The organism is Variovorax sp. FG153 (assembly GCF_057809595.1).
Map to the genome: position 1 here is coordinate 1 of NZ_JBMDKG010000065.1, position 21,518 is coordinate 21,518.

At 70.7% G+C, this 21,518-nt stretch carries 17 protein-coding genes; 11 read left to right on the plus strand and 6 right to left on the minus strand.

Annotated elements, in window-relative coordinates:
* The first annotated feature begins 259 nt into the window (after window positions 1-259).
* From ACODT0_RS38810 to ACODT0_RS38820, 3 genes are all read left to right on the plus strand, one after another.
* The gene (locus tag ACODT0_RS38810) at window positions 260-514 is read left to right on the plus strand and encodes a hypothetical protein (RefSeq protein ID WP_172705736.1); all 255 of its coding nucleotides are present in this window, start codon (window positions 260-262) and stop codon (window positions 512-514) included.
* Window positions 515-611: 97 nt separating this feature from the next.
* A complete protein-coding gene (locus ACODT0_RS38815) occupies window positions 612-4,976 on the plus strand; it encodes a DEAD/DEAH box helicase (RefSeq protein ID WP_489043766.1) in 4,365 nt (1,454 codons plus the stop codon).
* Between the two features lie 116 nt (window positions 4,977-5,092).
* Entirely contained in the window at window positions 5,093-5,701 is a 609-nt protein-coding gene (locus ACODT0_RS38820; RefSeq protein WP_057596968.1) for a DUF4337 domain-containing protein, read from the plus strand.
* Here the strand turns inward: ACODT0_RS38820 and ACODT0_RS38825 are convergent.
* On the minus strand, window positions 5,698-6,483 hold the full coding sequence (locus ACODT0_RS38825; RefSeq protein WP_057596969.1) for a helix-turn-helix transcriptional regulator: 786 nt from the start codon (window positions 6,481-6,483) through the stop codon (window positions 5,698-5,700). The genes ACODT0_RS38820 and ACODT0_RS38825 overlap by 4 nt on opposite strands.
* Window positions 6,484-6,629: 146 nt before the next feature.
* On the opposite strand from ACODT0_RS38825, the gene ACODT0_RS38830 reads away from it, so the two are divergent.
* From ACODT0_RS38830 to ACODT0_RS38845, 4 genes are read left to right on the plus strand one after another with little or no spacing between them, the layout of a single operon-like run.
* The gene (locus ACODT0_RS38830; protein WP_489043767.1) at window positions 6,630-7,610 is read left to right on the plus strand and encodes a Bug family tripartite tricarboxylate transporter substrate binding protein; all 981 of its coding nucleotides are present in this window, start codon (window positions 6,630-6,632) and stop codon (window positions 7,608-7,610) included.
* 38 nt (window positions 7,611-7,648) lie between these two features.
* On the plus strand, window positions 7,649-9,487 hold the full coding sequence (locus ACODT0_RS38835) for an AMP-binding protein (protein ID WP_489043768.1): 1,839 nt from the start codon (window positions 7,649-7,651) through the stop codon (window positions 9,485-9,487).
* On the plus strand, window positions 9,484-10,293 hold the full coding sequence (locus ACODT0_RS38840; RefSeq protein ID WP_489043769.1) for an enoyl-CoA hydratase/isomerase family protein: 810 nt from the start codon (window positions 9,484-9,486) through the stop codon (window positions 10,291-10,293). Before ACODT0_RS38835 ends, ACODT0_RS38840 begins: the two co-directional genes overlap by 4 nt.
* A 40-nt stretch (window positions 10,294-10,333) precedes the next feature.
* A complete protein-coding gene (locus tag ACODT0_RS38845; protein WP_489043770.1) occupies window positions 10,334-12,052 on the plus strand; it encodes a tannase/feruloyl esterase family alpha/beta hydrolase in 1,719 nt (572 codons plus the stop codon).
* Between the two features lie 16 nt (window positions 12,053-12,068).
* Here the strand turns inward: ACODT0_RS38845 and ACODT0_RS38850 are convergent, their stop codons facing one another.
* Entirely contained in the window at window positions 12,069-13,793 is a 1,725-nt protein-coding gene (locus ACODT0_RS38850) for an N-acyl-D-amino-acid deacylase family protein (RefSeq protein WP_057596974.1), read from the minus strand.
* Between the two features lie 17 nt (window positions 13,794-13,810).
* On the minus strand, window positions 13,811-14,815 hold the full coding sequence (locus ACODT0_RS38855) for a Bug family tripartite tricarboxylate transporter substrate binding protein (protein ID WP_057596975.1): 1,005 nt from the start codon (window positions 14,813-14,815) through the stop codon (window positions 13,811-13,813).
* A gap of 162 nt (window positions 14,816-14,977) precedes the next feature.
* Here ACODT0_RS38855 and ACODT0_RS38860 point away from each other — a divergent pair, with 162 nt between their 5' ends.
* Window positions 14,978-16,027: a LacI family DNA-binding transcriptional regulator gene (locus ACODT0_RS38860; RefSeq protein ID WP_057596976.1), complete on the plus strand. Its 1,050-nt coding sequence runs from the start codon at window positions 14,978-14,980 to the stop codon at window positions 16,025-16,027.
* Between the two features lie 18 nt (window positions 16,028-16,045).
* On the opposite strand, the gene ACODT0_RS38865 is transcribed toward ACODT0_RS38860, so the two are convergent.
* The 3 genes from ACODT0_RS38865 to ACODT0_RS38875 form a co-directional block, all read right to left on the minus strand.
* Window positions 16,046-16,420, minus strand: coding sequence for a hypothetical protein (locus tag ACODT0_RS38865; RefSeq protein ID WP_489043771.1), 375 nt, complete (start codon window positions 16,418-16,420; stop codon window positions 16,046-16,048).
* A gap of 207 nt (window positions 16,421-16,627) precedes the next feature.
* Window positions 16,628-16,948 (minus strand): hypothetical protein, encoded by a 321-nt coding sequence (locus ACODT0_RS38870; protein ID WP_489043772.1) that lies wholly within the window; start codon window positions 16,946-16,948, stop codon window positions 16,628-16,630.
* Between the two features lie 130 nt (window positions 16,949-17,078).
* Window positions 17,079-17,972 carry a LysR family transcriptional regulator gene (locus ACODT0_RS38875; protein WP_489043773.1) on the minus strand — a complete coding sequence of 298 codons (894 nt, stop codon included), beginning with the start codon at window positions 17,970-17,972 and terminating at the stop codon, window positions 17,079-17,081.
* Window positions 17,973-18,197: 225 nt separating this feature from the next.
* Between ACODT0_RS38875 and ACODT0_RS38880 the strand changes: the two genes are divergently transcribed.
* The 3 genes from ACODT0_RS38880 (at window position 18,198) to ACODT0_RS38890 (ending at window position 21,514) form a co-directional block, all read left to right on the plus strand.
* Window positions 18,198-18,452, plus strand: a complete 255-nt coding sequence (locus ACODT0_RS38880) for an Atu4866 domain-containing protein (protein ID WP_489043774.1) — start codon at window positions 18,198-18,200, stop codon at window positions 18,450-18,452.
* 37 nt (window positions 18,453-18,489) lie between these two features.
* Window positions 18,490-19,224: an SDR family oxidoreductase gene (locus ACODT0_RS38885; protein ID WP_057596981.1), complete on the plus strand. Its 735-nt coding sequence runs from the start codon at window positions 18,490-18,492 to the stop codon at window positions 19,222-19,224.
* Window positions 19,225-19,366: 142 nt separating this feature from the next.
* Window positions 19,367-21,514, plus strand: a complete 2,148-nt coding sequence (locus tag ACODT0_RS38890) for a LamG-like jellyroll fold domain-containing protein (RefSeq protein ID WP_057598590.1) — start codon at window positions 19,367-19,369, stop codon at window positions 21,512-21,514.
* Window positions 21,515-21,518 lie beyond the last annotated feature (4 nt).

The window sequence follows — 21,518 nt, forward strand, 5'->3', positions numbered from 1 at the left end:
GTAGTCTAACACGGTTTTTAAAGAACCGTCAAAACTTTTTTCATCCTCTTCACCATCCAACCCCGCAGCAACAACTTTCGTCATCACCGCCGAAGCCAGTCAGCGAAGCCCTCGATTATGCACAGCTTTTGGGGCTTCGGTCAACGAAGTGAGAAAGAATTTTTCTGACCCAGCCGATCGTCCGCCGGAGGCCCCTCGGAATGGGAGCCGCCCGCACCGCGCAAAGTCGGCTACTCTCGCTCCTGAAGAAGGGGGCCGAGTGCGAATCGATACTTATGAGAGTGTTCAGCGGCCAGGGCTGTTTCTGAGCACCTGTTCGGGCGTGCATCCCGACACGCTGACACTTCCGACCAGTCCATCCCATGTCTTGCCATTGCGTGAATTCAAGATGAACTGGGACCCGCTGGAGCCCCTGCCACGGGTCGCCATGCATGCATCCCACATCCTCGAGGAGATTCGCCGCCAGGGCTTCGCGATCCACCTGGCGGATGTTTCATCGCGCAGCGCCTTGTAGGCCCCTGGATATAGACAAAGCGCCCGGCGCCCCCAGCTGTGGGGTCAACGGCTCGCGCGTTGCACCGCCGCGATCGCTGCCGTAGCCTGCGCTTTCCGTGGACCTGCATTCCTTTCACCCTTCCGTCGCCCGCTGGTTCCAGCGAACCTTCCCCGGCCCCACCCCGGCCCAGGCCCAGGCTTGGCCGGCGATCGGTGCCGGGCGCGACACGCTGGTCGCCGCGCCCACGGGCTCGGGCAAGACGCTCACGGCCTTCCTGGCCGCGCTCGACGACCTGGTCCGCCGCGGCCTCGATCCCGCCGGGCTGCCCGACGAGACCGCCGTCGTCTATGTCTCGCCGCTCAAGGCTTTGTCCAACGACATCCGCCTGAACCTCGATGCGCCGCTCGCGGGCATCCGTGCCGAGCTGGCGGCGCTGTGGCTGCCCGATGTCGAGATCCGCACCGCCGTGCGCACCGGCGACACGCCGCAGCGCGAGCGCCAGCAGAGCCTGCGCCGGCCGCCGCACGTGCTGGTGACCACGCCCGAATCGCTCTACGTGCTGCTGAGCTCCGCCTCGGGCCGCCGGATGCTGTCGACGGTGCGCAGCGTGATCGTCGACGAGATCCATGCCATCGCCGCGAGCAAGCGCGGCAGCCACCTGGCGCTGTCGCTCGAGCGCCTGCAGGCGCTGTGCGCGACGCGGCCGGTGCGCATCGGCCTGTCGGCCACGCAGAAGCCCATCGACGAGGTGGCGCGCTTCCTGGTCGGCGCGGGCGCGCTGCGCGCCGACGGCACGGCCGATTGCGAGATCGTCGACATCGGCTATGCCAGGCAGCGCGACCTCGCGCTCGAGCTGCCGCCCACGCCGCTCGAAGCGGTGATGTCGGGCGACCAGTGGACGCAGGTGTATGCGCGCGTGGCCGAGCTTGTCTGGCTGCACAAGACCACGCTGGTGTTCGTCAACACGCGCCGCATGGCCGAGCGCGCGGCGCGGCACCTGGGCGACATCCTCGGCAAGGAGGCGGTGGCCGCGCACCACGGCAGCCTGTCGAAGGAGACGCGGCTGACCGCCGAGCAGCGCTTGAAGCGCGGCGAGCTCAAGGTGCTCGTCGCCACGGCCTCGCTCGAGCTGGGCCTGGACATCGGCGATGTCGACCTCGTGTGCCAGCTCGGCTCGCCGCGCGCCATCGCCACCTTCCTGCAGCGCGCCGGGCGCTCGGGCCATGCGGTGGGCGGCGTGCCGAAGGCGCGGCTGTTCGCGCAGTCGCGCGACGAGCTGGTCGAATGCGCCGCCCTGCTCGACTGCATCCGCCGCGGCGAGCTCGACGCGCTGCGCGTGCTGCCGGCGCCACTGGACGTGCTGGCGCAGCAGATCGTGGCCGAGACCGCCTGCCGCGAATGGAACGAGGACCAGCTGTTCGCCCTGGTGCGCCGCGCCTGGCCCTATGCCCAGCTGCCGCATGCGCGCTTCATGGAGGTGGTGCGCATGGTGTCCGAGGGCTTCGCCACGCGGCAGGGCCAGCGCGCGGGCTATGTGCACCGCGACGCCGTGCACCACCTGCTGCGCGAACGCAAGGGCGCGCGCATGACCGCGCTGACCTCCGGCGGCACCATCCCCGAGACGGGCGACTACACGGTCGTGCTGGAGCCGCAGGCCGACAAGATCGGCACCGTCAACGAGGACTTCGCCATCGAGAGCCTCGCGGGCGACGTGTTCCAGCTGGGCAATGCCAGCTACCGCATCCTCAAGATCGAGCCGGGCCGCGTGCGGGTGGAAGATGCCCAGGACGCGGCGCCCAACATTCCGTTCTGGCTCGGCGAGGCGCCGGGTCGCAGCGACGAGCTGTCGTTCGGCGTGTCGCGGCTGCGCGAAGAGGTCGCGCAAGCGCTCGCAACGGGTGGCCTCGACGCGGCGATGGCGCTGCTGACGCAAACCATCGGCCTCGACGAGGAAGCCGCGCGCCAGATCGCCGCGCACCTCGCCAAGGCGCGTGCCGTGCTCGGCGACCTGCCGACCCAGCACACGCTCGTGATGGAACGCTTCTTCGATGCCTCGGGCGGCATGCAGCTGGTGATCCATTCGCCCTTCGGCAGCCGGCTCAACCGCGCCTGGGGCCTGGCGCTGCGCAAGCGCTTCTGCCGCACCTTCAACTTCGAGCTGCAGGCCGCGGCGACCGAGGACGCGATCGTGCTGTCGCTCTCGACCAGCCACAGCTTCCCGCTCGACGAGGTGGCGCGCTACCTGCATTCGGCCTCGGCGCTGCACGTGCTGGTGCAGGCGCTGCTCGACGCGCCCCTGTTCGGCGTGCGCTGGCGCTGGAACGCCACCACCGCGCTCGCGCTACCGCGCTTCACGGGCGGGCGCAAGGTGGCGCCGCAGCTGCAGCGCATGCGTTCCGAGGACCTGCTCGCGGCCGTCTTTCCCGACCAGGTCGCATGCGCTGAAAACATCGTCGGCGAGCGCGAGATCCCCGAGCATCCGCTGGTCGCGCAGACGCTCGACGACTGCCTGCACGACGCGATGGATGCCGACGGCTGGCTCGCGCTGCTGCGGCGCATGGAGGCCGGCGCGGTGCGCGTGCTGGCGCGCGATCTGAGCGCGCCCTCGCCGCTCGCGCTCGAGGCCCTGAACGCGCGGCCCTATGCCTTCCTCGACGATGCGCCCCTGGAGGAACGCCGCACGCAGGCCGTGCAGAACCGGCGCTACACCGATCCGCAGAGCGCCGACGACGTCGGCCAGCTCGACGCGCAGGCCATCGCCAGCGTGCGCGAGGAAGCCTGGCCGCAGCCGCGCAGCCTCGACGAGATGCACGAGGCGCTCGGCATGCTCGGCGCCCTGAACGACGACGAGGTGGCCCGGCAGGCGGACTGGAAGAAATGGCTGACGGCCCTCGCCAAGGCCGGCCGCGCGACGCGCCTGCTGCTCGAAGGCAAGGGCCGCACCGCGCGCGGCCTGTGGGTGACGGCCGAGCGGCTGGGCCTGCTGCGTACCGTGGCGCCCGATGCGCCGATGCAGCCCGCCATCGCCGCGCCGGACGACGCCGAGCAACCCGCCGATCGCGACACCGCGCTGCGCGAACTGCTGCGCTCGCGCCTGGGCGGGCTCGGCCCGGTGACCGTCGCGCAGCTCGCCACGCCACTCTTCCTGTCGACCGCCGACGTCGAAGGCGCCCTGCTCGCGCTGCAGGCCGAAGGCAGCGTGCTGCAGGGCCGCTTCACGCCCGGTGGCACCGAGCTCGAATGGTGCGAGCGCCATCTGCTGGCACGCATCCACCGCTACACGCTCGGGCGCCTGCGCCGCGAGATCGAACCGGTCGAGCCGCGCGACTTCGTGCGCTTTCTCTTCGAATGGCAGCACATCGGCGCGGGCTCGCGCGTGAGCGGCCCGGAAGCGCTGTCGGGCATCCTCTCGCAACTCGAAGGCTATGAAGCGCCCGCGCCGCTGTGGGAGGCCGAACTGCTGACCGCGCGCGTGAGCGACTACGCGGGCGCCTGGCTCGACGACCTGTGCACCGCCGGGCGCGTGCTGTGGACGCGGCTGCGGCCGACGGCCACCGAGGGGCGCAAGGGCGCGGGCAGCCTGTCGCTGCGCGCCACGCCGGTGGTGCTGCTGCCGCGCCGCAGTTCGGCGCTGTGGACAACGCTCGCACCGGCACCCGCGGACGACGACAACCTGGGCTCGCGGGCGTCCCGTGTGGCCGCGCATCTCGCCCAGCATGGCGCCTGCTTCTTCGACGAGATCGCGCACGGCACCCGGCTGCTGCCGGTCGAGATCGAGGCGGCGCTGACCGAACTGGTCGCCAAGGGCCGCGCGCGCTGCGACAGCTACGCGGGCCTGCGCGCCCTGCTGGTGCCGGCCGCCAAGCGCGCCTCGGCCGACCTACGGCGTCGGCGGCGCGCGCCGCTCTTCAGCATCGAGGACGCCGGGCGCTGGACCCTGGTGCGCCCGCCCGCCGCCGCCGAAGCGCTGACCGCCAGCTCCGCCGAGGCGCTCGAGCAGGTGGTGCACGTGCTGCTGCGCCGCTACGGCGTGGTCTGCTGGCGGCTGCTCGAGCGCGAAGCCGCGTGGCTGCCGCCCTGGCGCGAGCTGGTGCGCGTGTGCCGCCGGCTCGAGGCGCGCGGCGAGATCCGTGGCGGCCGCTTCATCGCCGGCGTGTCGGGCGAGCAGTTCGCCTTGCCCGAGGCGGTGGCATCGATGCGGCGCGTGCGCCGCGAGCCGGGCGACGGCGCGCTGATCGCGCTCGCGGCCAGCGACCCGGCCAACCTGCTGGGCACCGTCGTGAACGGTCCCAAGGTGCCGCGGGTCGCGGGCTCGCGCGTGCTGTATTGCGATGGCGTGCCGATCGCCACCAGCGTGGCGGGAGAGATCCGCCTGCTGGTCGAACTCGACGCGGCGCGGGCGCAGGCGGCGCGGCGCGCGCTCTCGCTTGAACCGTCGCTGCGCAGCGCGCTCGCATTCGCCGCCCAAACGTCGGCTTGAACCTGCGCGACGACGCGACCCGCGTCGGTGGACAGTGCTTTCCCCAGAGAAGAAAGGGCGCGGAGCCCGTGCATACTCCCGCGCCGCTCCATATCTTTCTGAAAACAAAGGACCCCATGTCAGGACACGGATTCCACGTGCACGGCCCGCACGACCACGAACTCGAACACGCCGCGTCCGGCGGCCATGGCCACGGCGATGCGGCCGAGGGCGCCGGCATGAGCGTCACGGGAAAGATCGCCGTCTGCACCGCGGCCATCGCCACCATCGGCGCGATCTTCGCGTACATGGGCGGCGCCACGCAGGCCAATGCAGGGCTCTACAAGAACAACGCGGCCATCAAGAAGACCGAGGCCTCGAACCAGTGGAATTACTTCCAATCGAAGAGCACCAAGCAGGCGCTGGCCGAGTTCGCGCGCGACACCGCCACCGATGACGCCCGACGCCAGGGCTGGCAGGTGAAGGTGACGCGCTACGAGCAGGAGAAGGGCGAGATCCAGGCCGCGGCGAAGAAGCTCGAGGACGAGGCCGTCCGCTGGGATGCCTCCTCCGAGGAACAGATGCACCAGCACCACCGCTGGGCGCAGGCCACCACGGTGCTGCAGGTGTCGATCGCTCTCGCGGCCATCGCGCTGCTGACGCGCAGGAAGTGGCTGGAGCGCGCCATGTATGGCGTGGCGCTCGCCGGCATCTCGATCGGCGCGCTCGCGGCGCTGCACGTCTAGGGCGTGTTCACCAGCACCAATGCGAACAGCTCGTTGCGGTGGTGAATGCCCAGGCGATCGAAGGCCCGGTCCCTGAAGGTCTTGACCGTGCCGGCGGAAATGCCGAGGTCGCTGGCGATGCCTTCGTAGGTCCAGCCCTTGAGCAAGCGCTCGCAGACCTCGCGCTCCCGGCGCGTGAGCCCCGACAGCCGGGCATCGAAGGATTGCTCGCGCGCACCGGCGAGATCGAGGTGGCGCTGCACGCAGGAGGTCAGGATCGGCGCGCCCATGCCGACCCACTCGATCTCCTCGTCCGTGAAGAGCGGCAGGCTCTCGTGCCGGTAGAGGTTGATCGCCAGCAGGCCATCGTCCTGGTCCTTGCAGACCACCGAGAGCCGCTCGCGCAGGCCGTGCCGCGTGTAGATGCGCTCGCGATGCGCGGCCGGAATCTCCTTCGCATGCCAGTGCACGAGCGTGCAGCGGGCCTGGCCGATCTGCTCGCGCGCCGCGAGAAAGGTCTGGTCCTGCCGATACAGCGAAGAGCGGTACACGGCCCACGATTCCGCGGTGCCGTCGGGCGCGCGGTAGCTGCCCGACGCGGGCATGCGCGGCGGCGCATGGTCTGACAGCCGGAACACCGACAGCCATGAGACCGGCAGCCAGCGGTTGAGCTGCGCCAGCGCGTCGTTGGCGAAGCCGTGGCCGCCGATGCAGGCGATGAGTCCCGCCATAGCATCGACGGCGCGTCCGTCCGCGCTGGTGGCGAGCGCGGGCGTGGCGGACGAAAGAGGGATGAGCTGCATGGACACAACCGATGGGATGCCCGGAGCCTATCGGCGCGGCGCCTTCGGGCCGCACCGGGTTTTCCCCCTCAGGGCGCGCCCTGTCTACATCGCGGGGGACAGACGAAAAGTCCCCCATCGCGACACTGGCGGCCAAAGGAATCCCCATGACGCTCTCACGCCGCGCCCTGCTCGCCGCCTCCCTGATGCCCACCCTCGCGCAGTGGCCCCTCGCCGCCCGCGCGCAGGCCTATCCCGACCGCCCGATCCACCTGGCCGTGGGCTATGCGCCCGGCACGGCGCCCGACGTGCTGGCGCGGCTGTTCGCGATCCGGCTGTCGGAGCTGCTCAAGCAGCAGGTGGTGGTCGACAACAAGCCCGGCGCCGGCGGGCAGATCGCGGCACTGACGGTCGCCAAGGCCGTGCCCGACGGCTACACGCTGCTGCTCGGCGAGGTCGGCTCGATCTCGATCGCACCGGCCGCCTTCGGCAAGCTCGGCTACGCGCCGAGCCGCGAGCTCACGGGCATCAGCGAGGTCGCGCGCGTCGACTTCCTGCTGGCCGTGCCCGCGAACTCGCCGCACAGGACGGTGGCGGACTTCGTCAAGGCGGCGCGCGCGCAGACCGGCCGGCTCAACTTCGGCACCTTCGGCGCCGGCACCTCGGGCCACTTCGGCGCCGAGCTGTTCGGCGAGGCGGCCGGCTTCCAGGTCGAGCCGGTCCACTACCGGACCACCGGCGACGCGGTCACGGCCATCCTTTCGGGCGACGTCGCGGCCGCCTTCGTCTCCACGGCGCTCGGCAACGCGCAGATCAAGGGCGGCAAGATGCGCGCGCTCGCCACCACCGCGCCGCGGCGCTCGCCGCTGCTGCCCGAGGTGCCGACCATGGCGGAGTCGGGCTATCCGAAGATCGACATCTCCTCCTGGTTCGCGCTCATGGCGCCCCAGGGCACGCCGCCGGCCATCCTCGACCTGCTCGGTGCCGAGTCCGTGAAGGCCGTCCAGCCCGAGGACGCGCGCGCCAAGCTGGTGGAAGCCGGCTTCAGCATCGTCGGCGCGGGCCGCGCCGACACCGACCGCATGCTGCGCGAGGAAGCGGCACGCTGGGCCGCGGTCGTGAAGGCCTCCGGATTCCGCGGCGACTGACAACCAGGAGGCGGGCGCCGACCGCGCCCCATCGACCCATGCAACACCACCGTATCCGCGACGCGGAGGACCTCGCGCGCATCGAAGCGCGGCCCTACGCCTCCTTCATGGCCCACGGCCACGTCTACGACGCGCTGTGCGAAGTCGCCGCCCGGCACCCCACGCGCATCGCGCTGAGCTACCTGCCCGATGCCGATCCCGAAACGCCGCCGCGGCACTGGCGCTACGCCGACCTGCTCGCCGACATCCGCCGCGCCGCGAATCTCTTCGCCAGCCTCGTGCCCGGCGAGACGACGCGCGTCGCGATGCTGCTGCCGGCCATTCCACAGGCCTGGCTGACGCTGCTGGGCGCCGAGACCGCGGGCATCGTCTGCCCGATCAACTACCTGCTCGACGCCGCGCACCTGGCCGAACTCGTGCGGGCCTCGGGCGCGAACATCCTGGTGGCGCTGGGCCCGCATCCCGAGCTCGACATCTGGTCGCGTGCCGCGACGCTGGCCGACGCCTGCCCCGCGCTGCGCCAGGTGCTCGCCGTCGGCGGGGCGCCGGGCGCGATCGACTTCGACACGGCCCTGTCGCGGATGGCGCCGGATGCGGCGCTTCCAACACGATCTACCGACGGACTGGCCGCCCTCTTCCACACCGGCGGCACGACCGGCGCGCCCAAGCTCGCGCAGCACACGCAGCGCAACCAGCTGCATGCCGCCTGGAGCGCGGCCCAGCTGTATGCGATGCGCGAGGACGACACGATCCTCAACGGCTTCCCGCTGTTCCATGTCGCCGGCTCCTTCGTCTACGGGCTCTCGGCGCTGCTGAGCGGTGCGCGCATCGTGCTGCCGACCCTGCTCGGGCTGCGCAACACGGCACTGGTGCGGCGCTACTGGAGCGTCGTGCGGCAGCACGACGTGAGCCTGCTGGCCGCGGTGCCGACAGTGATCGCGACGCTGCTCGGGCTCGAGGCCGAACCCGCGGACCATGCCCGCGTGCGCACCCTGCTCACCGGCGGCTCGCCGCTGCCCAACGAACTGGCCAATGCCTTCGAGCAGAAGTTCGGCATCCCGGTGCGCAACATCCTCGGCATGACCGAGTGCGCGGGCGTGGTCAGCATCGAACCCTTTCTCGCGCCGCGCGTGCACGGCTCCTGCGGCATTCCGCTGCCCTTCACCGAGGTCAAGGCCGTCGCGCACGACGGCCGCGACTGCGCGCCGGGCGAGAGCGGCGTGCTGCGCCTGCGCGGCCCCAACGTGGGCCCCGGCTACACGGAAGCGCACCGCAACGCCGGCACCTTCGAGGATGGCTGGCTGATCACCGGCGACATCGGCCATGTCGATGCGCAGCGCCGCGTGTTCGTGACCGGGCGCGCCAAGGACCTGATCATCCGCAGCAGCCACAACATCGACCCGCAGGTGATCGAGGCGGCGCTGCTCCAGCATCCCGAGGTCGAGCTGGCCGCGGCCGTGGGCGAGCCCGACGAGTACGCGGGCGAACTGCCGGTGGCCTACGTGTCGCTGCGGCCGGGATCGCGGGTCGACGCCGAGGCGCTCTCGGCCTTCGCCAATGCGCGCATTCCGGAACGGCCCGCGTTCCCCAAGCGCATCGAGATCCTCGCGGCGATCCCGCTGACCGCCGTCGGCAAGGTCTACAAGCCGCGGCTGCGGGCCCTGGCCTGCGAGCATGCCTTGACGCAGCGCCTGCGCGACGCCGGCCTGCTCGATGGCGTGGCGGTCGCGGTGGAAGACAGCGCGCGCGGGTTGAATGCGCGCTTTCGCCGACGCGCCGCGGCGGATGCCGCACCCGACGCCGAGCGTCTGCACGCGCTCATGCGCGCCTTCGCGATCCCTTACGAGATCGACGAGCGCGCCGGAGGCGGCGCATGAGCCCGCCGGTGCGCCTCGACATCGACGGCGCGATCGCCACCATCACGCTCGACGCGCCCGCCACGCACCATGCGCTGACGCCGCGCATGCTGTGCCTGCTCGCGGATGCCGTGATGCGCTTCGCGGCCGACGACGCCTTGCGCGTGGCCATCGTCACGGCGACCGGCGAGCGCGCCTTCTGCGCCGGCGGCGACCTGTCGCGCACCCTGCCGCTGATGAGCGGAGCCCGCGCGCCAGAGGACGAGTGGGACCGGCGCCTGCTGTCCGACCCGCGAGTGCTCGCGGCCTCGGGCCTGCGCGACTTCGAACTCGACAAGCCCGTGATCGCCGCCATCAACGGCGTGTGCATGGCCGCGGGCTTCGAGCTGATGCTCGGCACGGACCTGCGCATCGCGGCGGAGCACGCCCGCTTCGCCCTGCCCGAGGCCACGCGCGCGCTGATTCCCTTCGCGGGCTCGATGGTGCGGCTGCCGCGGCAGCTGCCGTGGCCGCTGGCGATGGAACTGATGCTCGCCGGCGAGCCCATCGACGCCGCGCGGGCGCGCGAGATCGGCTTGGTCAACCGCGTGGTGCCCGGCCCGGCGCTGATGGCCGAGGCACGCGCGCTGGCCGAACGCATCGCGCGCAACGGGCCGCTCGCGCTGCGGGCGATCAAGCGCACCGCGCGCGCCGCCAGCGGGCTGTCGCTCGCCGAAGGCTTCGCGCTCGAGAACCAGGCCAAGGCCACGGTGTTCGCCAGCGAGGACGCGCGCGAAGGGCCGCGTGCCTTCATGGAGAAGCGCCCGCCGGTCTATCGCGGGCGATGAGGCGACAGGAATTTCCAACACGGACGCAGGAGACGACGAGATGAAAAAGAGCTACACCCCCGCGACCCAGATTTCGAAGCGAAGGATCTCGCTCGCGGTCTCGGTCATCGCGCTCGCGGTGCAGGCCGGATGCGGTGGCGGCGGCGGAGGCGGCGGATTCGCCCCGGTGGCTTCGGGCCTCTCTCCCGCGCCCGCGCCGGCCTCCAATACGCCCGCGCCGCCTCCCGCACCCGCTCTGAGCGCGGCCGAGGCCTGCGCCGCCTTGAACGGGCTCGGCATCCCCGCCACCGACATCGCGTTGCCGACCTCGGGCGCCGTGGTCTCCAGCACCACGCTCGTGGCGCCCGCGGGCAGTGGATCGACCGCGGTCGGCGAGTACTGCCGCGTCACCGGATCGATTGCACCGGTCGACGCCAGCGCTCCTCCGATCCAGTTCGACCTGGCCCTGCCGACCGCCTGGAACCGCAAGGCCATGCAGCTCACGGGCGGCGGCTACGACGGCAGCGTGATCGCGGGCAACGGCAACGCACCCGGTGCCTCGGGCCTCGCCACGCCGCTGGCGCGCGGCTATGCCGCCTTCGGCAGCGATTCGGGACACAGCGGCAGTGCCGCCGAGGCCAGCTTCGCGCTCAACGACGAGGCGCTCGAGAACTACTTCGGCGACCAGCTGCGCAAGACGCGCGACGTCGCGGTGAAACTGATCGCGCGGCGCTACGGCGCGGCGCCCGTGCGCACCTATGCGGCCGGCGGCTCCGGCGGCGGCCGCGAGGCGCTCTACGTCGCGGACCGCTGGCCCGCGCTCTACGACGGTGTCATCGCCTACTTTCCCGCCTGGTCGCTGACGGGCATGCTGACCAACTACGCGATCACCTCGAAGGCGCTCGCCGCGCCCGGCGCCTGGTCGAACCCGGCCAAGCAGCAGCTGCTGACCCGCTCGGTGGTCGCGGCCTGCGATGCGCTCGATGGCGCGACGGACGGCGTGATCGCCAAGGTCTCGGCCTGCGCCTTCGATCCCGCGACCCTCGCCTGCCCGGGCGGCGCCGACAGCGGCGACGGCTGCCTGTCGACGGCCCAGATCGGGGGCTTCCGTGCCTATGCCACGCCGCTGAAGCTGCCCTACCTGCTGGCCAACGGCACCGACGGCTATGCCGCGCTCAATATCTTCGATGGCGGCGTCATTCCCGCGATGGGCAGCAGCGCACCGGCCACGCCCTCGCGCTTCGACATGGCGTTCGCGACCTACATCGGCGAGTCCTTCGTGAAGTACATGGTCTACCGCGATGCCAGCTACGACCCCTTCCTCTTCGCCGTCGACGCGAACGGCTATGTCCAGCAGCGGCTGCGCTACATCTCGTCGCGGCTGGACGTCAACCCCGATCTGAGCGCGTTCGCGAACAAGGGCGGCAAGGTGCTGATCGTGCACGGCATGGCCGATCCGCTCATTCCCGCGGGCTCGTCCGAGGAGTTCCATCGGCGCGCCGTCGCGGCGATGGGCAGCGCGCGGGTCGACGCCTTCCTCAAGTACTACGAGGTGCCCGGGTACGGGCATGGCAGCGGCGCCTTCGACGTACGTCTCGATTCGGTCGACGCGCTCGAACGCTGGGTCGAACAGGGCGTGGCGCCCTCCGGCCTCACGGTGGCGGATGCCAATCCCGGCAACAACGGGCGCACCCGCCCGCTGTGCGAATACCCGGCCTGGCCGCGCTACAACGGGGCGGGCAACGTCGATCTCGCGAGCAGCTTCACTTGCGTGCGCTGACTTCTCACGGGGACCTTCACGCGCGGCGCTGCGGTCCCCGCATCAGCTTCCCGGGCAAGGCCCCGGTGCGCTCGCCGTTCTCCATGATGGTCTCGCCCGCCTTCAGCGTCGCGCGATAGCCTTCGGCGGTCTGCACCAGCCGCCGTCCGCCGGCCGGCAGGTCGAAGGCGACATGGGGCGGCGGAATGCGCAGCCGGTCGAAATCGATGATGTTGATGTCGGCCAGGTAGCCCGGCCGCAGCAGGCCGCGGTCCTCCAGGCCGTAGATGCGCGCGGTGTCGCGCGTCTGCCGCTGCACCATCAGCTCGAGCGGCAGCGTGGGTCCGCGGCTGCGGTCGCGCGCCCAGTGGGTGAGCATGTAGGTCGGCATGCTGACGTCGCAGATATAGCCGCAGTGCGCGCCGCCATCGGCCAGGCTCATCATCGTGCGCGGATGCTGCAGCTCGGCATGCAGCTGGCTCAGGTCGTTGTAGGCGTAGTTGAAGCTCGGGAAGTAGACGATGCCCTTGCCGTCGAGGTCCATCAGCATGTCGTAGACCACCTCCAGCGGTGTGCGTCCCTCGCGCTGCGCGATCGCGGCCACGCTGCGTTCCTGCGGCGGCTCGTAGTCGGGCTCGGCGCCCAGCGCATACATCTTGTGGAAGCTCTGCGTCAGGTAGGCCATGCGGCTGTCGTGCCGGGCCGCGCCGGCCAGCACGTCCATGTCGGTCAGTTGCGCGCGCACTGCCGGGTCGCGCAGCCGCGCGAGCTTCTCGTCCCAGGGCAGCGGCGCGATCTGCTGCCACAGCGGATGCGCCATGAACGGATGGGTGGAACCGAGCCAGGCCATCAGGATGCCCGCGGGCCGGCCTGCCACGGCGCCATAGAGCGGCACGTTCTGCCGGTGGGTCTCGTCGAGCGCGGCCAGCAGGCGCTTCCAGGTGTCGGGCGTCTGGTCGGTCTGCACCAGCGCGAAGGCCACCGGCAGGTTGTTCTCGCGCGCGAGCTGCGTCATCCACGGCAGCTCGGTCTCCATCTGGTAGTGGTTCGACGTCATCTGGAAGACGCCGTGGCCGACCTCGCCGAGCACGCGCGCGATGCCGAGGATCTCGTCGGGCGAGGCGAAGGTGCCCGGCGGGTACTTGCGACCCTGGTACTTGTGGATGATGGTGCGGCTGGTCGAGAAGCCCAGCGCGCCGGCCCGCATGCCCTCGCGCACCAGTTGCACCATGGCCTGGATGTCGGCGGGCGTGGCCTCGTCGTGCGTGATGCCGCGCTCGCCCATCACGTAGGTGCGCAGCGCCGAGTGCGGGATCTGCGCGCCGACGTCGAGCGCGCGCGGCATGCGCTCGAGCGCGTCGAGGTACTCGGGGAAGCTCTCCCATTGCCAGTCGATGCCCTCGGCCAGCACGGTGCCCGGAATGTCCTCCACGCCCTCCATCACGCTGATGAGCCACTCGCGCCTGTCGCGGTGCACCGGCGCGAAGCCGACGCCGCAGTTGCCCATCACGACGCTGGTCACGCCGTGGTCGGTGGAGGGACTGAGATAGGGGTCCCAGGTCACCTGGCCGTCGTAGTGCGTGTGCACGTCGACCCAGCCGGGCGTGACGATGGCGCCGTGCGCATCGATCTCGCGATGCGCGGCACCGAGCCTGCCGCCGACCTCGGCGATGCGCCCGCCGACGATGCCGATGTCGCCCGTGAAGCGCGGGTCTCCGCTGCCGTCGACCAGCGTGCCGCCGCGGATGATGGTGTCGAACATTCCGATGTCTCCTGCGCTCAGTCGAGCTTGATGTTGGCGGCCTTGATGACCTCGCCCCAGCGCTCGCTGTCGTTCTTCACGATGGCGGCGAAGGCGGGGCCGGAGGCGCCCGATGGTTCGTTGCCCTGCGTCTCGATCAGCTTGAGCATCTCGGGCGAGCGCGCGATCTTCGCGAGCAGGTCGCCGATCCTCTTCGCGACGGCGGGGTCCATGTGGCCGGGCCCGAAGATGCCCTGCCAGCCCACGATGTCCAGGCCCTTCACGCCCTGCTCGGCGATGGTCGGCATGTCGGGCAGCACCGGCACGCGCGCCGGCGTGGCCGTGCCGAGGCCGATGGCCTTGCCGGCCTTGATCAGTTGCACCGCCGTGGCGGTGCCGTCGAAGTAAAGCTGCACCTCGCCCGCGACCAGCGCGCGCGAGGCATCGGCCGTGCCCTTGTAGGGCACGTGCGTCATCTTCGTGCCGGTGCGCATCTGCAGCAGCTCGCCATTCAGGTGCGAGGTCGAGCCCTGCGAGAACGAGGCGTAGTTGAGCTTGCCCGGGTTCGCCCTGGCATAGGCCACGAGTTCGCCGATGTTCCTGAACGGCGCATCGGGCGGCGCGATCAGCACCGTGGCCGACTTCACCATCTGCGCCAGCGGCGTGAAGTCCCTGACCGGGTCGTAGGGCAGCTTCGAATACAGGTGCGGGTTCTGCGTGTGCGTGATGACGATGGTGTAGAGCAGCGTGTGGCCGTCGGCCGGCGCGCGCGCCACCTCCTGCGCGCCGATGAAGGTGCCGGCGCCGGGCTTGTTGTCGACGATCACGGGCGCGCCGCCGAGCTCGTCGGTCATCAGCTTGGCGATCACCCGGGCCGTGACGTCGGAACCCGAGCCCGCGGGGAAGGGCACGACGATGCGGATCGGCTTGCCGGGAACGGGCCAGGCGGCGGGCTGCGCCAGCGCGACCGGTGCCGCCGTGCAAGCGGCGGCGAGCGCGGCGGCAGCGAGCAGCGCGCGGCGAAGCGTCGGGATCGGATGCATCGGACTGTCTCCATTCGTGGGCCCGCCAGCGCGTTCCAGGCGGTTGGTGCAAGCGCTTGCACGAAGCATAGGAGCAATCGAATCCGGGCGACCCCGGGGTTAGCACCTAGGCATGCATGCGCTTGCACGGGGCGGCTAACATGCGCTGTCCATCGCCCGCTCATGACCGCCGCCCGCACCCCATCCACCCCACGGGCGCCCGCCGCCCGCGCCGCCTCGCTGGCCGATGTCGCGGCGCTCGCGGACGTGTCGACCGGCACCGTGTCTCGCGTGCTGAGCCGGCCGGACATGATCAGCGAGCCGACCCGGCTGCGCGTGATGGCGGCGGTCGAGCAGCTCGGCTATGTGGCCAACGGCACCGCGCGCGCGCTCGCGATGCGCCGCACGATGACGGTCGGCGCAATCGTGCCGCGCTTCGGCAGCTCGTCGTTCCCGGCGCTGATCCAGGCGCTCGAAACGACGCTGGCCGCCGGCGGCTACACGCTGCTGCTGTCCGCGCCCGAGCCGCGGGCCACCGGCGACACGGCCATCCTGCGCACGCTGCTCGAGCGCGGCGTCGACGCGGTGGCGCTGCTCGGTGCCGAGCAGCCGCCGCAGGTGCTCGCCATGCTCGGCGCGAGCCACACGCCCTTCGTGTGCATGTGGGCGCCGCCCGATGCCACCGGCAGCAGCATCGGCTTCGACGAGCAGGCCGCCGCCGTGCTGGTCGTCGAGCACCTGTGCGCGCTCGGCCATCGCAGCCTCGGCTACATCGGCGGGCGCACCGCGGACAGCGAGCGCGCCCGGCGCCGGCTGCGCGACCTCAAGCTCGCGATGGCCGAGCGCTCGCTCGCGCTGCACGGCGATGCCGTGGTCGAGACCGAGCACGGCTTTCGCGAAGGCTTCGAAGCCATGCAGGCCATCGCGCGCCGCGAGCCCCCGGTCAGCGCCATCGTCTGCGGCAGCGACTACCTCGCGGCCGGCGCGCTGGCCGCGCTCGACCAGGCCGGCATCGAGGTGCCGCGCCGGCTGTCGGTCGCGAGCTTCAACGACAACGACTTCGCGCCCTACCTGCATCCGCCGCTGACCACCGTGCACCTGCCGATCCGCGAGATCGGCGAGCAGGCGGGACGGCAGCTGCTGGCACGGCTGGGCGCTGGTTCGGCCGCAGCGCCCGTCGCCTTGCCGGTGCGGCTGATGGAGCGCGCGAGCACGGGCCCGGTGCCGCGCTGACACGGCGCGAGGATCGTTTCAGCCCGGGTCCTGGAGCAGCGTCTGCCCGGGTCCGGGCGCCTGGCAATGCTGGAGGAAAACCGCGACGAGGAACGCCGCGGTCCGCTCGTCGCCGATCGCATCGTTGAGCATCGACGTGGCCGAGCGCTGCGCGGGCCTGTAGGGGTTCACTACGTCCAGCAGCACCTCGGTCAGGAGGTCCTTGTCCAAGCGGTAGCAGCCGTCCTGATCGAGCATCCAGCGGGTGAGCGCTTCGCGGGGGATTTTCTTGAAGACGACTCGCGCCGGACTGGTCTGGCGTCGCCCATTGAGGAGCACAGGCAGCTCGATGTCGACCGAAAACGAGTTCGACCCGAACGAGTCAACCGCCATTGAAGCGGCACGATGATCCATGGCTCATTCACGCTTTCTCTACGGATCGTCCCCTGGGCCTCGAGGCCCTTCCTCCCCAAGCGCGCGACGCCACGTCGCCTGCCCGGCCCGTCGAATGGTCCAGGGCCGGCCCTGAACTTCCCCGAGGGTGTCGGGAGCGCGCTGCGCCGAACCGCGATCCGCACGGGGAAGCGCTATTTGGCTACATTTTTTGTAAAACTTCCATATTCATTTCTTCATAGACCCTTCGGAGACCGATAGCCGAAGGTGCGTGGCGGGTCGCGCATGACATGTGGCCGGGGCGCCGGAGCCGACACGGGCGGAGTCGCTCCCGTGCGCGACGCAATGCGCCAGGGCGGCCTCGAGCATCGACCAGCTGGCGAAGACGTAGACCCGCGCCGTCCTGTCCCAGCGCCCGCCGAACGCCTTGAGCGTCATCGCGAGGCTCGAGACACCGCCCATCACGGCGGCCTTGGGGCGGCCATAGCGCTCGCAATGGACGGCCACGCTGCAACCCAGCCGCGCCGCCAGACCCTGCACACGATCCATACCGCTCGGAGGAGAAAGAAGCATCGGTCCATTGTCGCCAAAGCCCCGGCCGCGCCGGGCCTCGCGGCCTCCCCCGAACGTGGGGTTGCGCGACACCGGCGATGCCGTGCCGGGCACCCACGGCACGGGCTCAGCGTTGCGCGAAGGCCCTGACGTGATCGACCAGCGCGCGCAACTTGCGCGGCTGGTTCCGGCGGCTCGGAAAGTACAGGAAGAAGCCCGCGAAGCTCGGCAGGAAATCGTCGAGCACCGAGACCAGTTCGCCGCGATCGATGTAGGGCCGGAAGGTCTCCTCCATGCCGATCGTGATGCCGGTGTCCGCGAGCGCGGTGCGGATCATCAGCAGCATGTCGTTGGTGGTGATCCTCGGCGCCACCGTCAGCGCGAAGTCGCGCCCGTCCTCGCGGAACTCCCAGCGGTACGGCGCTTCCTTGAGCGAACGCCGCCATCCGATGCAGCAATGCGCGAGCAGCTCGCGCGGATGCGTTGGCACGCCGTGCGCGGCCAGGTAGGCCGGGCTCGCCACGACCATCTGGCGCTGCGGCCCGGTGAGCGGGACCGCCACCATGTCCTGCTCGATGACCTCGCCCAGCCGCACGCCGGCATCGAAGCCCGCGGCGACGATGTCCGATTCGTCGTCGGTCACGGTCACGTCGAGCGTGACGCCGGGATGGGCCGCCGCGAAGCCGCCGATCAGCGGACCCGAGAGAAAACGCTCGGCGATCGAGGTCACCGCCACCCGCAGCACGCCGCGCGAGGGGCCTTCGACCGCGGCCTCCTCCAGCGCCGCGCCCACCGTCGACAGCGGCTCGGCGATCTGCCGATGCAGCGCTTCGCCCGCCTCGGTCAGGCGCACGTGGCGCGTCGAGCGCTGGACCAGCGCGATGCCCAGGCTGTCCTCGAGCCGCCGGATGCCCTGGCTGACGGCCGAACGCGTCACGCCCAGATGGTCCGCGGCAGCGCGGAAGTTCTGCTCCTTCGCCACCGCGAGGAAGAAGCGCAAGAGGTTGAAATCGGCATCCATTGGTTAGCCATGCTAACCGCCGCAGTCAGCGATCGGGGAGTTCTCCTGATCGCCAGGCCTTCCTAAAGTCGGCCCATGACTTCAGCAACCACCCCTTCTCCGGCGACCCGGCCCCGCCGGCCAGCACCCACGCGACGCGGCCTGCTGGCCCTCGCGCCGATGGCCCTTTGCGCGGCCCTCGCCTCCCCTCACCGAGCCCAGGCTCGATCTTCCAAGGAATCGGACATGACAACGCATCCCTATCTCGGCATGTGGGTGACCGGCGACGGGCACGTGCGCCATCAGTTGCTGCCCAACGGCCGCTACGACGAGGCGCGCGGCAACCGCGAGAGCACCTACCGCGGCCGCTACGTCATCGAAGGCAACCACATCGAGTACGTCGACGACACGGGCTTCACGGCCGATGGCGACTTCATCGACGGCGTGCTGCATCACGGCGGGATGGTACTCAGGCGCGTCGCGCCAGCCGCCACCCGATGACCCGAACCCTCTTCTCCAACCCCAGAAAGAACCCACCATGAACGCAAAGACTTCCAAGGTCGTCCTCATCACCGGCGCCAGCAGTGGCATCGGCGAAGCCACCGCCCGCCTGCTCGCGAAGAGCGGCGCCACCGTGCTGCTCGGCGCCCGGCGCACCGAGCGGCTGGACCTGATCGTCGCGGACATCGTCGCCGCCGGCGGCATCGCCGAGGCCCGCGCACTCGACGTGACGCGGCGCGAGGACGTGCAGGCCTTCGCGGCCCACGCCCTCGCGCGCTTCGGCCGCATCGACGTCATCGTCAACAACGCCGGCGTCATGCCCCTGTCGCCGCTCGCCTCGCTCAAGCTCGACGAGTGGGACCGGATGATCGACGTCAACATCCGCGGCGTGCTGCACGGCATCGCCGCCGTGCTGCCCACGATGCAGAAGCAGGGCGCGGGCCATGTGGTGAACGTCGCGTCGATCGGGGCGCACGCCGTCTCGCCCACGGCGGCCGTCTATTGCGCGACCAAGTACGCGGTCTGGGCCATCTCCGAAGGCCTGCGCCAGGAGCACCAGGACATCCGCGTCACGACGATCAGCCCGGGAGTGACCGAATCGGAACTCGCCGACACCATCTCGGACGAGAAGGGCCGCGAAGAAATGAAGGAGTTCAGGAAGGTGGCGATCAGCGCATCGGCGATCGCGCGCGCCATCGACTTCGCGATCTCGCAGCCGGAGGACGTGGATACGAGCGAGATCGTCATTCGGCCCACAGCCAGCGCGCACTGATCGGTGCTTCGATTCGCGCCGGGCGTCACTTGAAACGTCCGGCGCGCGATCTTCATGACAGCCGCAAGCGTCACGCCGCTGACACGCCCACGTCACCCCGTCTTCCTACGCTGCGCGCCTTCATCCTTTCGTTCAGCTTGCAATGAATTTCCCCGACGATCCGCGTGGCACGACCGAGCCGCGCGACGCCTCGCCTTCCGCACCCGAATCCACCACACCGCCGCGGCGCGACCTGCTCAAGCTCGGCGCCTCGCTGCTGACCCTCGGCGGCAGCGGCGCGCTGCTCGCCGCCTGTGGCGGTGGTGGCGGCGGCTCGCCGGTGCTGGGCGCCCTGCCCGCGCCCGCCCCGGCCGCCCCCGCGCCGGCACCGGCGCCAGCGGTCGCCGCGAAGATCTCGAGCTTCGCGCTGGCCGTGATGCCCGACACCCAGTTCTACGCGCGCTACGCCACCGCGGCCGAGAGCGACCAGTACGACAAGCGCTTCGGCAGCGCGCCCTTCGCCGCGCAGACGAAGTGGATCGCCGACAACGCCAGGGCGCTCAACATCCCCTTCACCATCCACCTCGGCGACGTGGTCGACCAGGTCGGCAAGCCCGACCAGTGGAAGGTGGCCGATGCGGCGATGAAGCTGCTCGAGGACGCGAAGCTGCCCTACAGCGTGCTGGCCGGCAACCACGACGTGCTGCGCGACGTCGACTACGGCGTCGACCCGGTCGGCGGCACCGACGCCGACCGCGACCCGGGCAAGGAGCCCTACATCCAGTGGTTCGGCACCGAGCGCGCGAAGAAGCAGGCCACCTTCGGCGGGCGCGACCCGAGCGGTTTCCACGAGTACCACGTGTTCGAGGCGCAGGGCCAGAAGTTCATGGTGCTGTCGCTGTCGTGGCGCATCTCCGCCGCGGGCATCGCCTGGGCGCGCCAGGTGATCGCGAAGAACCCGACCCTGCCGGTGATCCTGTCGAACCACCAGCTGCTCAACATCGATGCCGACGGCACCAGTCCGCTCGAGACCGACTACGGCAAGATGCTGTGGGAGAAGCTGATCCGCGACAACGACCAGATCTTCATGACGCTCAACGGCCACCACCACGGCGCCGCGCACCTCACGAAGACCAACGACTTCGGCCACAAGGTCGAGGAGATGGTGGTGGACTACCAGATGGCCTACCAGGGCGGCAACGGCCTGATGCGCCTCTACGAGTTCGACCTGACGAACAAGAAGATCAAGGTGCTGTCGTTCTCGCCGTGGGTGCCGCAGAAGCCGGCCGCCACGCTCAACGCCTTCGACCAGGCGGTGCTGACCACGCCCAACGAGGCCTTCGAGATCGAGATGGATTTCGCGCAGCGCTTCGCCGGCTTCAACAAGGCCTTCGGCAGCGGCAGCGCCGTCATCGAGGGTTCGCTGGTCGACAAGGCGCGCGCGATGATCCTCGCCAACTACAAGGATCCCGAGACCGTCGCGCAGCGCCCCGCCGCCGACGCGGAGGACTATCCGAAGGTCGCGAACACGCTGGCGCACTGGCGCTTCTTCGGCGGCGCGCTCCACCAGCCGGTGCTGCCAGGCACGGTGGTGGCCGACGTCACGGGCAACAACCCGCTGCACCGCGATGCGCTCGACCAGAGCGGCGTGAAGGGCGCGGCCAATGGCGACGTGGTCTGGACCGACGACCGCCATCACCTGTCGGCGGCGCCGGGCTCGGTGCGTTTCCTCAACACCAACAAGAACACGCCGCGCCTGAGCTACTTCCTCACCGACGCCAGCGCGCCGATCAATGCGCAGACGCTGGAGAACGGCTACACGGTCGAGGCCTTCGTCAAGATCGACAAGAGCTGGACCAGCGGCAACCAGGCGTGGATGAACATCATGACGCGCGACGGCCGCCGCGGCGACCTCGCGGGCTACGCGGGCGGCGACGGCGAATCGCCGCCGATGCTGTTCGCGATCTCGAGCCTGCGCGAGGTGCAGTGGGAGGTGGTGCCGAGCCCCACGGGCCGGCGCGAGCCCAAGGCCAACTGGTCGGGCGAGGTGATCGCCGACCGCTGGGTGCACATCGCCATCGTGAACGACCCGGTCTCGCACGACACCACCATGTACGTCGAGGGCGCACCGGTGCTGCGCAACGCCGCCGCGATCCCCGGCCTCGCCACGCTGTCGGCGAGCTCGCCCTGGGTGGTGGGAGGCGGCTCGTGGGACGGCGACCGCGCCGACGGCTTCTTCGGCAACATCGGCGAGGTGCGCGTGGTCGCGGCGGCGTTGACGCCGTCGCAGTGGCTCACCGCGCGGCGCTAGGGGC

What these genes read in the sequence shown, in the direction of transcription:
- ACODT0_RS38820 (WP_057596968.1), top strand. Translation starts at nt 5,093, where the DNA reads ATGTCAGGACACGGATTCCACGTGCACGGCCCGCACGACCACGAACTC.
- ACODT0_RS38825 (WP_057596969.1), bottom strand. Translation starts at nt 6,483, where the DNA reads ATGCAGCTCATCCCTCTTTCGTCCGCCACGCCCGCGCTCGCCACCAGC.
- ACODT0_RS38830 (WP_489043767.1), top strand. Translation starts at nt 6,630, where the DNA reads ATGACGCTCTCACGCCGCGCCCTGCTCGCCGCCTCCCTGATGCCCACC.
- ACODT0_RS38835 (WP_489043768.1), top strand. Translation starts at nt 7,649, where the DNA reads ATGCAACACCACCGTATCCGCGACGCGGAGGACCTCGCGCGCATCGAA.
- ACODT0_RS38840 (WP_489043769.1), top strand. Translation starts at nt 9,484, where the DNA reads ATGAGCCCGCCGGTGCGCCTCGACATCGACGGCGCGATCGCCACCATC.
- ACODT0_RS38845 (WP_489043770.1), top strand. Translation starts at nt 10,334, where the DNA reads ATGAAAAAGAGCTACACCCCCGCGACCCAGATTTCGAAGCGAAGGATC.
- ACODT0_RS38850 (WP_057596974.1), bottom strand. Translation starts at nt 13,793, where the DNA reads ATGTTCGACACCATCATCCGCGGCGGCACGCTGGTCGACGGCAGCGGA.
- ACODT0_RS38855 (WP_057596975.1), bottom strand. Translation starts at nt 14,815, where the DNA reads ATGCATCCGATCCCGACGCTTCGCCGCGCGCTGCTCGCTGCCGCCGCG.
- ACODT0_RS38860 (WP_057596976.1), top strand. Translation starts at nt 14,978, where the DNA reads ATGACCGCCGCCCGCACCCCATCCACCCCACGGGCGCCCGCCGCCCGC.
- ACODT0_RS38865 (WP_489043771.1), bottom strand. Translation starts at nt 16,420, where the DNA reads ATGGATCATCGTGCCGCTTCAATGGCGGTTGACTCGTTCGGGTCGAAC.
- ACODT0_RS38870 (WP_489043772.1), bottom strand. Translation starts at nt 16,948, where the DNA reads ATGGATCGTGTGCAGGGTCTGGCGGCGCGGCTGGGTTGCAGCGTGGCC.
- ACODT0_RS38875 (WP_489043773.1), bottom strand. Translation starts at nt 17,972, where the DNA reads ATGGATGCCGATTTCAACCTCTTGCGCTTCTTCCTCGCGGTGGCGAAG.
- ACODT0_RS38880 (WP_489043774.1), top strand. Translation starts at nt 18,198, where the DNA reads ATGACAACGCATCCCTATCTCGGCATGTGGGTGACCGGCGACGGGCAC.
- ACODT0_RS38885 (WP_057596981.1), top strand. Translation starts at nt 18,490, where the DNA reads ATGAACGCAAAGACTTCCAAGGTCGTCCTCATCACCGGCGCCAGCAGT.
- ACODT0_RS38890 (WP_057598590.1), top strand. Translation starts at nt 19,367, where the DNA reads ATGAATTTCCCCGACGATCCGCGTGGCACGACCGAGCCGCGCGACGCC.